Origin of the sequence: Bacillus cereus group sp. MYBK220-1 (genome assembly GCF_051916445.1) — a bacterium.
Lineage (GTDB): Bacteria > Bacillota > Bacilli > Bacillales > Bacillaceae_G > Bacillus_A > Bacillus_A cereus.
Genome location: NZ_JBQAGQ010000011.1, coordinates 136,309 through 151,227 on the forward strand (window position 1 = coordinate 136,309; position 14,919 = coordinate 151,227).

The following is a 14,919-nucleotide window of genomic DNA, read 5'->3' on the forward strand; positions in this document are numbered from 1 at the left end:
TAGGGTGGTACCGCGGGAATCTATAACCTCTCGTCCCTTTCTAGGGATGAGAGGTTTTTTGTATTTTGGGCGGTGAAAATAAATAGAATTTCAAGGAGGGTATCTCATGAGCTTTAATCATCAAGAAATTGAGAAGAAGTGGCAAGGGTACTGGGAAGAGAATAAAACATTCCGTACGCCAGATGAGACAGAAAAACCAAAATTTTATGCACTAGATATGTTCCCATATCCATCAGGTGCAGGCTTACACGTAGGACATCCAGAAGGTTATACAGCGACAGATATTTTATCTCGTATGAAGCGTATGCAAGGATATAACGTTCTTCATCCAATGGGATGGGATGCATTTGGTCTTCCAGCAGAGCAATATGCACTTGATACTGGAAACAGCCCAGCTGAATTTACAGAGCATAATATTAATACGTTCCGTAACCAAATTAAATCATTAGGTTTCTCTTACGATTGGGACCGTGAAGTAAATACAACAGATCCAAACTACTATAAGTGGACGCAATGGATCTTCCTAAAACTATTTGAAAAAGGCTTAGCTTACGTTGATGAAGTACCTGTAAACTGGTGCCCAGCACTTGGTACAGTACTTGCAAACGAAGAAATCATTGACGGTAAGAGTGAGCGTGGTGGACATCCAGTTGAGCGTCGTCCGATGAGACAGTGGATGCTAAAAATTACAGCTTACGGAGATCGTCTATTAGAAGATCTAGATGAGCTTGATTGGCCTGAAAGCTTAAAAGATATGCAACGTAACTGGATCGGTCGTTCTGAAGGTGCAGAAGTACACTTCAACATCGATGGTACAGACGAGAAATTCACAGTTTTCACAACGCGCCCTGATACATTATTTGGTGCAACATACTGTGTACTAGCTCCAGAACATGCACTTGTTGCAGAAATTACAACAGCAGAACAAAAAGAAGCGGTAGAAGCTTACATTAACGCTGTAAAAATGAAGAGTGACCTAGAGCGTACAGAACTTGCGAAAGAGAAAACTGGTGTATTCACTGGTGCTTACGCAGTTAACCCAGTAAACGGTGAGAAATTACCAATCTGGATCGCTGACTATGTTCTTGCAACTTACGGAACAGGTGCTGTAATGGCAGTTCCAGCTCACGATGAGCGTGACTATGAATTCGCATCAGTATTTAATCTTCCAATGAAGGAAGTTGTAAAAGGCGGAGATATTACGAAAGAAGTGTACACAGGTGATGGTGCACACGTAAACTCAGCATTCCTTGATGGATTAAATAAAGAAGAAGCAATCGCAAAAATGATTGAATGGCTTGAAGCAACGAGCGCAGGAAATCAAAAAGTAACGTACCGTCTACGTGACTGGTTATTCAGCCGTCAACGTTACTGGGGTGAACCAATTCCAGTAATTCACTGGGAAGATGGTACAATGACAGCTGTGAAAGAAGAGGAATTACCATTAGTTCTTCCGAAAACAGAAAACATCCGTCCTTCAGGTACAGGTGAATCACCACTTGCTAACATTGACGAGTGGGTAAATGTTGTTGATCCTGAGACTGGTAAAAAAGGTCGTCGTGAAACGAACACAATGCCGCAATGGGCTGGTAGCTGCTGGTACTACCTACGTTACATCGATCCAAACAATAGCGAAGCACTTGTAGATCCTGAAAAAGTAAAACAATGGCTTCCAGTTGATATTTATATCGGTGGTGCAGAACATGCCGTACTTCACTTACTATATGCTCGTTTCTGGCATAAAGTATTATACGATATCGGTGTAGTTCCAACGAAAGAGCCATTCCAACAATTATTCAACCAAGGTATGATTCTAGGTGAAAACAACGAGAAAATGAGTAAATCAAAAGGTAACGTTGTAAATCCTGATGATATCGTAGCAAGCCACGGTGCAGATACACTTCGTCTATACGAAATGTTCATGGGACCATTAGATGCTTCAATTGCTTGGTCTGAAAATGGTCTTGACGGAGCTCGTCGTTTCCTAGACCGCGTATGGCGTCTATTCGTTCAAGATAACGGTGAATTAAGTGAGAAAATTACTGACGCACCAAATAAAGAGCTTGAAAAAGCTTACCATCAAACAGTGAAGAAAGTAACAGAAGACTATGCAGAGCTTCGCTTCAACACAGCGATTTCTCAAATGATGGTATTCATCAACGATGCATACAAAGCTGAAACACTTCCAAGAGAATATGTAGAAGGTTTCGTAAAAATGATTGCACCAGTTGCACCTCATATCGGGGAAGAGCTATGGAGCAAACTTGGATACAATGAAACAATCACATATGCAAGCTGGCCAACATTTGATGAGTCTAAACTTGTAGAAGATGAAGTTGAAATTGTTGTTCAAGTTATGGGTAAAGTTCGCGCAAAACTAACAATGAGTAAAGACGCATCAAAAGAAGAAATGGAACAACTTGCACTTGAAGCAATTCAAGACCAAATTGAAGGGAAAACAGTACGTAAAGTAGTTGTTGTTCCTGGAAAACTTGTTAACGTTGTTGCAAACTAATTTATTTTAAGTAAAAAGCCCAGAGTATTTATGCTCTGAGCTTTTTTGTGTAGAAAATAATCTCCGGATCACCTTAGTTTAAGTTTTCAATTATTCCACTACGTACAAATAAAAGAGCGGAATTCTAATACAGACAAACACCTATTCTTCTATAGGAAATATGATAAAAAAGGTAGGCTAAATTGAGTAGAAGAGGTGAAAGGAATGAAAGGGATGGACAATAATGCACCACATGGCTTTTTCGGAGGTGGATCGGATAGTTATGAACAAATAATGTTAATGGGAGGCGGACAACAAGGATATGGCGGAATTCCGAGCTGGATGGGTGGAACACCTGGAGGATTTTCCACATCAGTAGCTGGAGCACAAACTGGAATTCCAACATTAACAGGAGGATTTCCATCATCAGTAGCTGGAGTGCAAACAGGAATCCCAACATTTGTAGGCGGAGCAGCGGGAGGAGTACCAGTAGGTGTACCAACTACATTCCCATCTTTCGTTGGAGGAGTACAAACAGGATTTCCGGTACCGGGAGTAGGTGTTGTGGCAGGCGGAGTAGGTGGTTATCCACAAGGTTTTTACGGTCACCATGGCCACCATCATCAAGGTCACCATGGCCATCATGGACATCATCACCACCAAGGTCACCATGGCCATCATGGCCACCATCACCACCAAGGTCACCAAGGTCACCATGGCCACCATCACCACCAAGGTCACCAAGGTCATCATGGACATCATCAACAACAAGTACATCACCACGGCCACCATCATATACATCCGCAGGCTGTTCTTTATCAAATTCATCAAGATCAACATGGTCACCATGGCCACCACGGCCACCATCACCACCAAGGTCATCATGGACATCATCAACAACAAGTACATCACCACGGCCATCAAGGCCACCATGGTCACCAAGGTCAGCATGGTCATCAAGGCCAACAACACCAACAACACCAACAATACCAACAGTATCAACAACAACAATCTTCTCCTTGGACAGGTGGAATTGGAGCAGGAGGAGCGGGGGCAGCAGCAGGAGCGGCTAGCATTAGTGGAGCTGCAGGACATGCGGGACACGTGGGTCATTAATGATTGCCAGAAAAAAAGACATAATAAAAAACTGCTAGGAAATCCTAGCAGTTTTTTTCAGCTTCTTGACGCTGACGTTCAATTTCAGCACGAAGTTGTGGTTCCGGTGCTTGCCAGCCTTCTGGCTTTAGAATCTTACCGTCGCCTTCACGGAATCGAGGCTTCCCATCAGGGAATAGTTTTGCCATGTTGGCGTTGTTTACAATTTCGAATCCTTTATCTGGACGTACGCCCATTTCTGCAAACGTTCCGAATGCAAAGTAAATAAGGTCAATCAGTGCATCGTATTGATCTTCAACAGTCGTTGCCTCTAGAAATTCTTCTAGTTCTTCCTGCATAAAACTTGCACGGATTTTTGCACGCTCTTCTGTTAATTTTGTTGGAGTATTTGTCACAGGATGTCCGAATACTTCATGCATTTTCGCAACAAGTTCGTATCCTTTATCTAAACCTTTTTCGTTTGTCATGTTGTTTCATCCTTTCTTACGTTATGCCGAAGTTTATTGTAACATAAGGTGATTATGAAATGAAAAGAACATCTTATCGAAATAAGATGTTCGCTCGTTATTCTTCTTTTTTTATTAAAAGGGATGAAATAAGATCGATGCCAAAAATACCGACCAGTAACATTGGTATAACGACAAGCAAGTAACGTGTGAAGGAAACATTTTTTAAGTATGTATGAGCAAATAAAAAGACGCCGAGAAATAAAATACCATTTAAAATAGGCTTTACTAATTTTTTAGACATAAGCTCCCCCATAAATATCTTCTCTCTCTATTTGATAATAAAAAAACTCCTCTCTCCGTTGTATCATGCTGGAGAGAGGAGTTCAATCATTTCTCATTCAATGACACCAGAATTTGTAATATTTACGGTGTATTTTATATGAACCGGAACATCTTTATACATTTGTCTCCATTCTTCTAATTTGAATGGGCGATAATGTTGCTTATACTTTGCACCTAGCCCGAGAGGGTCGACGCCTAAAGATTTAAGTTGCTTAATTAACTTAGCAGCTTGTTTATCTAATTGTTTTTGGACATCTTTTTCAATGTTTTTTGTGTTCTTGTTATTTTCTAAGTTAATTTGTTTTGATAGTTCTTGAATACGTGCATCAAGACGAACGTTAATGAAAAAAGAAGGCTTTCCGTTTTTAATTTTTATATCGTAAGTTGGAACAGAACGAATATTATTAATCATTACGTACGCAGAATCTGTTTTAAATTCATGTGAATCTAATTTATGTTTCTCTAATAGTCCTTTAAATATGAACATATCTTTTTCCGCAATTTTACCGATATATTTATCTTTTTTAAAAAGGCCAATTCCGGTAATTTTTATTTTATCACCATGCTTCTTTAGAATGGGAATATAGTAGTCTTTTCCTTCTTGATAATAGCGAAATGCTCCTATATGTAGATTATCCGCTGGTAAAGGTCCGGTCTCCATGTTATGTTCTAGCAATTTTTTTATATAAATTGCAACGTTGTATGAAGTCGAATATTTGCCCTTTAAAAGTTCAGTACCATTCCCATCTAATAAAGCAGCATATAAAGCGTTCCCTATATTCACATCTCGAAGTAATGTATCGAATGAAGTAGACATTCCTGTTTTGGCAAGCCTTATTGTATATAGAGCGACACGCATTTGTCCGCTAGCAAATGGTTGAGAAGACTCTAAAGATGTGTCTGCTTTTACTTGTTTTACTGCATTTGCACTGCCTTCAAAAACTTGAACTTTATTTCCTTTTTTCTGAATGGGACAAACGAATGTCACTTTTACTTTATTATCTTTTGCGACATCAAAAACGCTTCCTTGAATAAGTTGTACATCATCGATAATATTTTTTTGTAAACATCCAATTAGACTGAAGAATGTTATACAAGAAATAAGTATTAATTTGCTTGTGCTTTTGATTTTTTCCATTTTCTTTTCACCCACACAATAATAAATAGGATTGGGATGTATACATAAATGAGCCAAAAACTAACTTTTGATACATTACTAATAAAGTTATTAATATCGTGTCTGTTGGTTAAAAGTTGCGAAACAATGAGAGTGATAAAGATAAAAGCAATTAAAATACCCCTTTGTTTTACACGGAATATTTCATGTGTTCCTCTCATTGACGCCCATAAAGGGAGGATGAAACTTGAAATAATAACGAGTGCATAGCCTGAAATTGCAATATATTCGAGTCTTTCTATAAATGGTAATTGAATGACTTGGGTCATAGAAAGTTGGGCCCATATCGTTTTTAACAATTGTTTTTCACTAAAAAATGCAAAGGCTAAAAGGGTGCTAAATAAATATAGAAGATTTGAAAATAGTGCTCCAAACTGAGCGTATTTATGAGATTGCATAGGCTTTTTCACAAATGGATACACCATGAGGTAAATTTCAAAACCGGTCATACTGTAGATTGACAGTTGAGCGGATTTTAAAATGTCTGAAAAAGAATGTGTGAATATAGGTAGTAAATTATCCCAATGTGAATATTTCAAAACGAATAAGCTTAGAAATAAGTATCCTAATGTACCACCAACAGAGATGACGCAAATACCGGTAATTACACGAAATCCAGAAGAGATAATGTAATAGCTAACTAAGCATAAAAAGAGTGTTAACATAAAGGTGGAAGCGGTAGGAAACATCCATACTTGAATAATTTCAACATATGTTCGGATGACCGAAATACTAACGATTAAAAAATAAGCCATAAAGATGATGCTAATGCCATTTCCTAGCCATTTTCCAAATGTTTGCCGATGTAAATCAACTAAATTCCCATTTGTTTCTTTTAATAAGACATACATCATCCATATAAGAATATGGATGAAAATTCCTGTGATTATAACTCCCATCCATCCGTCGTATCCAGCGGCCTTTGCGATGATTCGAGCGAATCCGAGAACTCCAGCACCAAACTGTGCACCGTGAATTAAGAAGAAAACAAAGATAGGAGATATTTGATATTTTTCTTGAACTTTACTCATCAATGCACCTCATTTCTCAATCATCAAAATCTGATCTATGTTTTGTTGAAATTCCTTTCGCTGCTTTTTTTACATGTTGTGGTCTTGCTTGCACATCTCTCGTATCAATCATTGTTAATGGAAAACGAATCCAAGAATCTTTAACTGATTGTTGCCTTGTCGGATAAAACAAAGCGTACGGCTTACGTAAGGAAGTAAGTCTAAAGAGATGAGTAAATAAAAAGATAAATCCAAGAGAAATCCCGAACAATCCGCCTATTTCTGCAAACATAAGAAAAGGAAAGCGTAGTAATCGAACAGCGTTCCCCATTTTATAAATAGGTGTAATAAAGGAAGCGAGTGCCGATAGTGCAACGATAATTAATAAAATGTTACTCGTTAACCCAGCTTGTACAGATGCTTGCCCGATTACGATACCGCCTACAATACCGAGTGTTTGCCCAACTTTCATCGGTAACCTTGCGCCGGCTTCTCTTAATAAATCAATTGCAAGTTCTAAAAAGAGCGCTTCAATTAAAGGTGGGAATGGTACTTGTGCCCTTGATAAAATCAAAGTTTCAAGTAAATCACTTGGAATAAGTTCATAATGATAATTTAAAACTGCAACGTATAACGGTGTAGCGCAAATTGAAAATAGAACGGCAATTAATCTTAAAATCCTTGAAAATGTAGCGTACATCCAGGAGACGTTATAGTCTTCTGGTGAAATGAAAAAATCGAAATAGGATACAGGTGTTAGTAAAACACTTGGAGAACCATCAACGAAAATAGCGATTTTTCCATCAATTAGTGCTTTTGTAACTCTATCAGTACGTTCTGTATTGATATAGAGAGGGAAAATCGATTTTTCACCCATTAATTCTTGTAAATAAGCACTATCATTAATTTGATCATATTCAAGAGCGCGTAATGACTCTTCTAGAAAATCTACATTATCTTTTTCAGCAAGGTTGTCTAAATACATCATGACAACTTTTGTTTTTGAAAACTCGCCAATAATCATTTCTTTTGTTTGTAAATCTAAAACAGGAAGACGTTTTCGAACTAAATTAATGTTTGTATCAATATCCTCTACGAAACCTTCTTGCGGACCAATAACAGTTGATTCGTTTAAAGGAGGGGTTGGTGCACGATAATTATCAATTGCAATGTTTGCAAGCATACATTTTTGATCTTGCTGATTCAATTGAATAATCGCATGCCCCTTTAAAACCATATCCTCAATTTTTTGTAAGTCGTTCGTAATTGTAATGCCGCTCATTGGAATATGTTCTTTCAGCTCTTCTAGTGAAGCATTAGGTCGTTCCAAAAGAGTAGGCATTAAATATTTTTGTAATTTCTCTCCATCAAGCGAAGGACGATAGTAAGAAATCCAATAAGGCATCGTTTCATCGTCGGATGTATGATAATTCACAAAATCACTAGACTTTTTCAGCTTCTCTATTAAATTTTGTAAAGAATGGATACGGTCTTTTTCTGGTTTCGTAAAATCATAAATACTATTACCTTTAGAGTTTTGTTGCTTACTTTGAGAAGGTTCATCTTGCTTAGCGTTTTGTTGTTTATCTTGAGACGAATCACCTTGTTTAGCACCTTGTTGTTTATCTTGAGAGGAATCCTCTTGTTTAGTACTTTGTTGCTTATCTTGAGAGGAATCCTCCTGCTTAGAGTTTTGTTGCTTATCCTGAGAAGAGTCATCTTGTTTAGAGTTTTGTTGCTTATCTTGAGAGGAATCATCCTGTTTAGAGTTTTGTTGCTTATCCTGAGAAGGTTCATCTTGTTTAGCGCTTTGTTGCTTATCCTGAGAGGAATCCTCTTGTTTAGTACTTTGTTGCTTATCCTGAGAAGAATCTTTTTGTTTAGTACTTTGTTGCTTATCCTGAGAGGAATCCTCTTGTTTAGTACTTTGTTGCTTATCCTGAGAGGAATCCTCTTGTTTAGTACTTTGTTGCTTATCCTGAGAAGAATCTTTTTGTTTAGTACTTTGTTGCTTATCCTGAGAAGAATCTTTTTGTTTAGTACTTTGTTGCTTATCCTGAGAAGAATCTTTTTGTTCGTGATTTTTACCTTTATTATGTTTCATACTTCTAGTCTGTTCTTTGTTATCATCCTCTTCATTGTTAGAATGCTGCTCCTGATTATCTGTTTCGTTTGCTTCTGGTTTATTTGATTTTTTTTTCTTACGTAACCAATTCCAAATCATGTGTATACCCTCTTTAATCTTGTAATATAGTGCTATTTTGTGGCTAATTTTGTATATTATTCATTTATTTATGAAAAGAAGAAGGAGATTAGTTTGCATGGAAAAAAATCTTTAGTAAGCAGTTCATACTATAACGGGAAGAGGGAGAATCTGTGCAAATTGTAAAAAAGGAGAAGTTTGTTTTAAAAGGGTTTACGTTTGAAAATGGCAGGGAAATTCCTGTTCAAATGGGATACGAGACATATGGTACGTTAAATAGAGAAAGGTCAAATGTGATTTTGGTTTGTCATTATTTTAGTGCAACAAGTCATGCGGCAGGAAAATATACAGTGCATGATGAGGAGTCTGGTTGGTGGGATGGGCTCATTGGACCTGGAAAAGCAATTGATACAAATAAGTATTTTGTTATATGTACAGATAATCTTTGTAATGTGCAGGTGAGAAATCCATATGTGATTACAACAGGACCGAAATCGATTAATCCAGAAACTGGAGAAGAATATGCTATGGATTTTCCGGTTTTTACATTTCTTGATGTAGCTCGTATGCAATATGAGTTAATAAAAGGTATGGGAATTTCAAGGTTACACGCTGTAATTGGACCGTCGGCAGGGGGAATGATTGCACAACAATGGGCGGTTCACTATCCACATATGGTAGAGCGGATGATTGGCGTTATTACGAACCCACAAAATCCAATTATTACGTCAGTAAACGTAGCGCAAAATGCGATTGAAGCAATTCAACTGGATCCAAGTTGGAAAGGTGGAAAATATGGAGAAGAGCAGCCGATAAAGGGGCTTCATTTAGCAAATAGAATGATGTTTATGAACGCGTTTGATGAGCATTTTTATGAAATGGCATTTCCTCGTAATAGTATAGAGATAGAACCTTATGAAAAGTTTTCTACACTAACATCATTTGAAAAAGAGATAAATAAAGCGACATATAGAAGTATAGAGTTAGTAGATGCAAATTCATGGATGTATACTGCAAAGGCAGTTTTATTGCATGATATTGCACATGGTTTTTCTTCATTAGAAGAATCTCTTTCTAACATAGAAGCGAATGTACTTATGATTCCATGTAAACAAGATTTGCTTCAGCCGTCTCGTTACAACTATAAAATGGTAGATATTTTGCAAAAACAAGGGAAGTATGCGGAAGTGTATGAGATAGAAAGTATAAATGGGCATATGGCGGGAGCATTTGATATTCATTTATTTGAAAAGAAAGTTTATGAATTTTTAAATCGGAAAGTATCTAGTTTTGTTTAGAAGACAAATGATGGGGAAAAGGTGCAATGTTTGTAGTAGGCACCTTTTTTTACATGATTTGTAGACGGAAAATATATGTGGCAATTGCTATACCGAAGAATGCGATACTAAGCAATAGAAATAAGAATGACATTTCTTGGGGTGATTTTATTTTTTTAGTATTTTTCATACTAAGAGTAATAATTGCAGCGATTAAGAAAATGATGCCCATTATGAAAAGGGAAAGTGTCATTTTCATTGGCTCCTTTCATAAGACAAGTATATTGAGGATACAATGCAAGAGTTATGTTTGTAAAGAATAAGTTTTGCGAGAAAATTGAGAAATAGTTTTTCGATTCTTTGCGTTCTTTCTTTTGCGTGCTAAAATTGGTAGAGAATGTTTGTGAAAAAGAAACTAAAGGTTTTATTGTATATAAGGAGGAACTACATATGACAGAAGTTAAAACAATTACTACAGAAGAGGTACAAGAGCGTTTAGAAAATGGAGAAACGTTATTTTTAGTAGACGTAAGAGAAGATGAAGAAGTAGCGGCAGGAAAGATTCCAGAAGCTGTACATATTAAAATGGGCGATATCCCACATAAAGTAGATTTCTTTAATAAAGAGAATGAATATATCTTTATTTGTCGTTCAGGAATGCGCAGTGAAAATGTATGTCATTATTTAAATGAGCAAGGATTTAAAACAGTGAATATGGTTGGCGGTATGCTTCAATATGAAGGTGAAACGAAATAGTTAATAGTTAAAAACTTGAAACGAGTCTGTTTCAAGTTTTTTTCTTTTGCATACAGTATAAAAAGGAGGAGGGGTAAATGGGGATTAATTTGCGTAAAGTAAAAATTATGAATAATACAGGAGCTGTTAATGTCGGCGACTGTTATGATATCTCGCCTTTAGCTGTAGCAAAAGTATATGCAGGTGCTGGAGGGTCGAGTGCGGCTATTTTTTTAAATGGGAAAAGACAGCCAGAAGCAGTCATTAGAACATCAGTGTTTCTTCCGCCGTTAGCAACAAGTACACGTACATTAGGTTCATAGAGGAAAGGTAGAGTGTAATTATGCCTGCTCATATAAAAGAATTTGTTATTGTGAATAACACTGGGAATATATTTACCGGTGATAATTTGAGTGATACTTCATTTACTGCTTCGAAATCATATAGTGGTTCAATGGGGTGCACTTGGATTGATGTTGTTACAGTAATAGGGACGGAGACGAAGCTTTGTTTACAGCCGGGTGATTCGGTGACGACAACATATACAAGAGGCACTCCTGCTGGTACTGTAACAGGAACAAATATGGGGCAAAGTGTAAATACATCGGGTATAGCACAAGCTGTCCCTAATACAGATAATATGGATTCAATTGCAGGACTCCCTTAAGGAATTAAGGGAGTTTTTATTATTTAAAATAAAAATAGTCTTGGAAATTATTTTTGTAAATAGATTAAGAAGAGGCTTATTTATTATGAAAAAGACGGTTTGTAGGTGGTGAAAGTGTGAAGAATCGTGATAATAATCGGAAGCAAAATTCGTTAAGCTCTAATTTTAGAATTCCACCAGAACTTATTGGGCCTACTTTCCCCCCTGTTCCAACTGGATTTACAGGTATAGGGATTACTGGTCCAACCGGTCCACAAGGCCCAACAGGACCTCAAGGACCAAGAGGATTACAAGGTCCGATGGGGGAGATGGGCCCGACAGGACCTCAAGGTGTGCAAGGGATACAAGGATCAGTTGGTCCAATAGGTGCAACTGGACCAGAAGGACAGCAGGGGCCACAAGGATTGAGAGGACCACAAGGAGAAACTGGAGCGACAGGACCGGGGGGTGTGCAAGGGTTACAAGGTCCGATTGGTCCAACGGGAGCGACTGGGGCACAAGGTATACAAGGGATACAGGGATTACAGGGGCCAATTGGAGCGACGGGACCTGAGGGATCTCAAGGAATTCAAGGCGTCCAAGGGTTACCGGGTGCAACTGGTCCACAAGGAATACAAGGAGCACAAGGGATACAAGGAACACCAGGACCGAGTGGAAATACAGGTGCAACCGGAGCGACTGGAGCAACTGGTCAGGGGATAACAGGCCCGACTGGAATAACAGGTCCAACTGGAATAACTGGACCATCTGGAGGACCTCCTGGTCCGACGGGGCCGACTGGTGCGACAGGTCCGGGTGGCGGACCGAGTGGAAGTACAGGTGCGACTGGAGCAACGGGGAATACTGGGGCTACAGGAAGTACAGGGGTAACAGGAGCAACGGGAAGTACAGGTCCGACTGGAAGTACGGGAGCACAGGGCTTGCAAGGAATCCAAGGGATTCAAGGACCAATTGGGCCAACAGGTCCAGAAGGTTCGCAGGGTATTCAAGGTATTCCTGGTCCGACGGGAGTAACTGGTGAACAAGGAATACAAGGAGTTCAAGGTATTCAAGGGGCAACGGGAGCAACAGGAGATCAAGGTCCACAAGGTATACAGGGGGTTATAGGGCCACAAGGGGTAACAGGGGCCACAGGAGATCAAGGTCCACAAGGTATACAAGGAGTACCAGGGCCATCAGGAGAAACAGGGCCACAGGGAGTTCAAGGGATACAAGGTCCGATGGGTGATATAGGACCAACAGGTCCAGAAGGCCCAGAGGGACTGCAGGGCCCGCAAGGAATACAAGGTGTGCCAGGGCCAGTTGGAGCGACGGGTCCAGAGGGTCCCCAGGGGATACAAGGCATTCAAGGACCGGTAGGAGCAACAGGCCCACAAGGCCCACAAGGAATTCAGGGAATACAAGGTGTGCAAGGGATAACGGGAGCAACAGGAGTACAAGGAGCAACTGGAATTCAAGGGATACAAGGGGAAATAGGAGCAACGGGTCCAGAGGGGCCACAAGGAGTGCAAGGTGCTCAAGGGGCGATTGGTCCAACCGGTCCGATGGGGCCACAAGGAGTGCAAGGAGTACAAGGAATTCAAGGAATTCAAGGAGCGACGGGTGCACAAGGAGTGCAAGGTCCACAAGGAATTCAAGGAATCCAAGGTCCGACGGGGGCAACAGGAGATATGGGAGCAACTGGGGCGACAGGGGAAGGCACTACAGGCCCAACAGGAGTAACTGGTCCAACAGGGGTAACAGGCCCGTCTGGAGGACCAGCAGGACCGACCGGCCCAACGGGGCCATCAGGTCCGGCGGGAGTAACTGGTCCATCTGGTGGACCACCTGGCCCGACAGGAGCAACAGGTGCGACAGGAGTAACAGGAGATACTGGGGCGACAGGCTCAACTGGAGTGACAGGAGCGACAGGAGAAACGGGAGCAACCGGAGTGACGGGTTTACAGGGTCCGCAAGGAATCCAAGGTGTGCAGGGAGAGATAGGTCCAACAGGGCCACAAGGTGTTCAAGGTCCTCAAGGAATTCAAGGAGTAACGGGGGCCACAGGAGATCAAGGTCCGCAAGGTATTCAAGGCCCACAAGGCGACATAGGTCCAACCGGCCCACAAGGAATTCAAGGCCCACAAGGTTCTCAAGGAATCCAAGGAGCGACAGGGGGAACAGGAGCACAAGGCCCACAGGGAATCCAAGGTCCGCAAGGTGACATAGGTCCGACTGGGTCACAAGGTCCAACTGGAATCCAAGGGATACAAGGAGAGATAGGTCCAACCGGCCCAGAAGGCCCAGAGGGACTGCAGGGCCCGCAAGGAATACAAGGTGTTCAAGGGCCAGTTGGAGCAACGGGTCCAGAGGGTCCTCAGGGAATACAAGGCATTCAAGGAGTGCAAGGAGCAACCGGCCCACAAGGTCCACAAGGAATACAGGGAATACAAGGTGTGCAAGGGATAACGGGAGCAACTGGAGCACAAGGAGCAACTGGAATTCAAGGGATACAAGGGGAAATAGGAGCAACCGGTCCAGAGGGGCCCCAAGGAGTGCAAGGAATACAAGGGGCGATTGGTCCAACAGGTCCGATGGGCGCACAAGGAGTGCAGGGAATACAAGGGATTCAAGGAGCAACAGGTGCACAAGGAGTGCAAGGACCACAAGGAATTCAAGGAGTGCAAGGTCCGACGGGAGCAACAGGAGATACGGGGGCAACCGGAGCGACGGGAGAAGGAACTACCGGTCCAACAGGAGTAACCGGTCCAACAGGGGTGACAGGCCCGTCAGGAGGACCAGCAGGACCGACGGGCCCAACGGGGCCATCAGGTCCGGCAGGAGTGACAGGCCCATCAGGTGGACCACCTGGCCCGACAGGAGCAACAGGTGCGACAGGAGTAACAGGAGATACCGGGGCGACAGGCTCAACTGGAGTGACAGGAGCGACAGGAGCAACGGGAGCAACCGGAGTGACGGGTTTACAGGGCCCGCAAGGAATCCAAGGTGTTCAAGGAGAGATAGGTCCAACCGGTCCACAGGGTATTCAAGGTCCCCAAGGAATCCAAGGAGTAACGGGGGCAACCGGAGCACAAGGTCCCCAAGGAATTCAAGGCCCACAAGGCGACATAGGTCCAACCGGCCCCCAAGGAATTCAAGGTCCACAAGGTCCTCAAGGAATCCAAGGAGCGACAGGGGCAACCGGGGCACAAGGCCCACAGGGAATCCAAGGTCCGCAAGGTGATATAGGCCCGACCGGCCCACAAGGCCCCCAAGGAATTCAAGGCCCGCAAGGAATTCAAGGTCCGACGGGAGCAACAGGAGCAACCGGAGCGACAGGCCCACAAGGGATTCAAGGCCCACAAGGAATCCAAGGCCCGCAAGGAATTCAAGGTCCAACGGGAGCTACAGGAGCAACCGGAGCGACAGGGCCACAAGGAATCCAAGGCCCGCAAGGAATTCAAGGTCCA

The 14,919-nt window shown here is 41.5% G+C and carries 13 protein-coding genes and 1 other annotated feature (1 of these 14 only partly in view); of the genes, 7 read left to right on the forward strand and 6 right to left on the reverse strand.

What is annotated here, in order from left to right:
- Positions 1-41 (forward strand) — a binding site (T-box leader) (it extends 179 nt beyond the left edge of the window).
- A 65-nt stretch (positions 42-106) separates the two neighbouring features.
- Complete coding sequence (gene leuS, locus ACTFRU_RS27715) at positions 107-2,515, forward strand: leucine--tRNA ligase (protein WP_000009462.1); 2,409 nt, start codon at positions 107-109, stop codon at positions 2,513-2,515.
- Positions 2,516-2,719: 204 nt separating this feature from the next.
- On the forward strand, positions 2,720-3,610 hold the full coding sequence (locus ACTFRU_RS27720) for a hypothetical protein (RefSeq protein ID WP_440037985.1): 891 nt from the start codon (positions 2,720-2,722) through the stop codon (positions 3,608-3,610).
- Between the two features lie 44 nt (positions 3,611-3,654).
- On the opposite strand, the gene ACTFRU_RS27725 is transcribed toward ACTFRU_RS27720, so the two are convergent.
- The 5 genes from ACTFRU_RS27725 to ACTFRU_RS27745 form a co-directional block, all read right to left on the reverse strand.
- Entirely contained in the window at positions 3,655-4,077 is a 423-nt protein-coding gene (locus ACTFRU_RS27725) for a hypothetical protein (RefSeq protein ID WP_000180554.1), read from the reverse strand.
- A 97-nt stretch (positions 4,078-4,174) separates the two neighbouring features.
- A complete protein-coding gene (locus tag ACTFRU_RS27730) occupies positions 4,175-4,360 on the reverse strand; it encodes a hypothetical protein (RefSeq protein WP_000038781.1) in 186 nt (61 codons plus the stop codon).
- A gap of 93 nt (positions 4,361-4,453) precedes the next feature.
- Complete coding sequence (gene gerHC, locus ACTFRU_RS27735; protein ID WP_000411389.1) at positions 4,454-5,539, reverse strand: spore germination protein GerHC; 1,086 nt, start codon at positions 5,537-5,539, stop codon at positions 4,454-4,456.
- The gene (locus ACTFRU_RS27740) at positions 5,509-6,609 is read right to left on the reverse strand and encodes a spore germination protein (protein ID WP_000049053.1); all 1,101 of its coding nucleotides are present in this window, start codon (positions 6,607-6,609) and stop codon (positions 5,509-5,511) included. Before ACTFRU_RS27740 ends, gerHC begins: the two co-directional genes overlap by 31 nt.
- A gap of 16 nt (positions 6,610-6,625) precedes the next feature.
- Positions 6,626-8,812, reverse strand: coding sequence for a spore germination protein (locus tag ACTFRU_RS27745; RefSeq protein ID WP_440037986.1), 2,187 nt, complete (start codon positions 8,810-8,812; stop codon positions 6,626-6,628).
- A 152-nt stretch (positions 8,813-8,964) separates the two neighbouring features.
- On the opposite strand from ACTFRU_RS27745, the gene ACTFRU_RS27750 reads away from it, so the two are divergent.
- Entirely contained in the window at positions 8,965-10,089 is a 1,125-nt protein-coding gene (locus ACTFRU_RS27750) for an alpha/beta fold hydrolase (RefSeq protein WP_001167639.1), read from the forward strand.
- Positions 10,090-10,138: 49 nt separating this feature from the next.
- Here ACTFRU_RS27750 and ACTFRU_RS27755 read toward each other — a convergent pair whose 3' ends face one another.
- Positions 10,139-10,321: a hypothetical protein gene (locus ACTFRU_RS27755; RefSeq protein ID WP_000175905.1), complete on the reverse strand. Its 183-nt coding sequence runs from the start codon at positions 10,319-10,321 to the stop codon at positions 10,139-10,141.
- A 197-nt stretch (positions 10,322-10,518) separates the two neighbouring features.
- Between ACTFRU_RS27755 and ACTFRU_RS27760 the strand changes: the two genes are divergently transcribed.
- From ACTFRU_RS27760 to ACTFRU_RS27775, 4 genes are all read left to right on the forward strand, one after another.
- The gene (locus tag ACTFRU_RS27760; RefSeq protein WP_000141207.1) at positions 10,519-10,824 is read left to right on the forward strand and encodes a rhodanese-like domain-containing protein; all 306 of its coding nucleotides are present in this window, start codon (positions 10,519-10,521) and stop codon (positions 10,822-10,824) included.
- A 77-nt stretch (positions 10,825-10,901) separates the two neighbouring features.
- Positions 10,902-11,126: a spore germination protein gene (locus ACTFRU_RS27765; RefSeq protein ID WP_000512468.1), complete on the forward strand. Its 225-nt coding sequence runs from the start codon at positions 10,902-10,904 to the stop codon at positions 11,124-11,126.
- A 20-nt stretch (positions 11,127-11,146) separates the two neighbouring features.
- Positions 11,147-11,470, forward strand: coding sequence for a hypothetical protein (locus ACTFRU_RS27770; protein WP_001110855.1), 324 nt, complete (start codon positions 11,147-11,149; stop codon positions 11,468-11,470).
- Between the two features lie 116 nt (positions 11,471-11,586).
- Positions 11,587-14,919 (forward strand): BclA-related collagen-like exosporium protein (locus ACTFRU_RS27775; RefSeq protein ID WP_440037987.1); only part of this gene is annotated, 3,333 nt, incomplete at its 3' end.

Excerpts from the sequence above, each read along its gene's own strand:
- ACTFRU_RS27720 (WP_440037985.1), top strand. The coding sequence starts at position 2,720 with ATGAAAGGGATGGACAATAATGCACCACATGGCTTTTTCGGAGGTGGA.
- gerHC (WP_000411389.1), bottom strand. The coding sequence starts at position 5,539 with ATGGAAAAAATCAAAAGCACAAGCAAATTAATACTTATTTCTTGTATA.
- ACTFRU_RS27755 (WP_000175905.1), bottom strand. The coding sequence starts at position 10,321 with ATGACACTTTCCCTTTTCATAATGGGCATCATTTTCTTAATCGCTGCA.
- ACTFRU_RS27725 (WP_000180554.1), bottom strand. The coding sequence starts at position 4,077 with ATGACAAACGAAAAAGGTTTAGATAAAGGATACGAACTTGTTGCGAAA.
- ACTFRU_RS27760 (WP_000141207.1), top strand. The coding sequence starts at position 10,519 with ATGACAGAAGTTAAAACAATTACTACAGAAGAGGTACAAGAGCGTTTA.
- ACTFRU_RS27770 (WP_001110855.1), top strand. The coding sequence starts at position 11,147 with ATGCCTGCTCATATAAAAGAATTTGTTATTGTGAATAACACTGGGAAT.
- ACTFRU_RS27740 (WP_000049053.1), bottom strand. The coding sequence starts at position 6,609 with ATGAGTAAAGTTCAAGAAAAATATCAAATATCTCCTATCTTTGTTTTC.
- ACTFRU_RS27765 (WP_000512468.1), top strand. The coding sequence starts at position 10,902 with ATGGGGATTAATTTGCGTAAAGTAAAAATTATGAATAATACAGGAGCT.
- ACTFRU_RS27730 (WP_000038781.1), bottom strand. The coding sequence starts at position 4,360 with ATGTCTAAAAAATTAGTAAAGCCTATTTTAAATGGTATTTTATTTCTC.
- ACTFRU_RS27745 (WP_440037986.1), bottom strand. The coding sequence starts at position 8,812 with ATGATTTGGAATTGGTTACGTAAGAAAAAAAAATCAAATAAACCAGAA.
- leuS (WP_000009462.1), top strand. The coding sequence starts at position 107 with ATGAGCTTTAATCATCAAGAAATTGAGAAGAAGTGGCAAGGGTACTGG.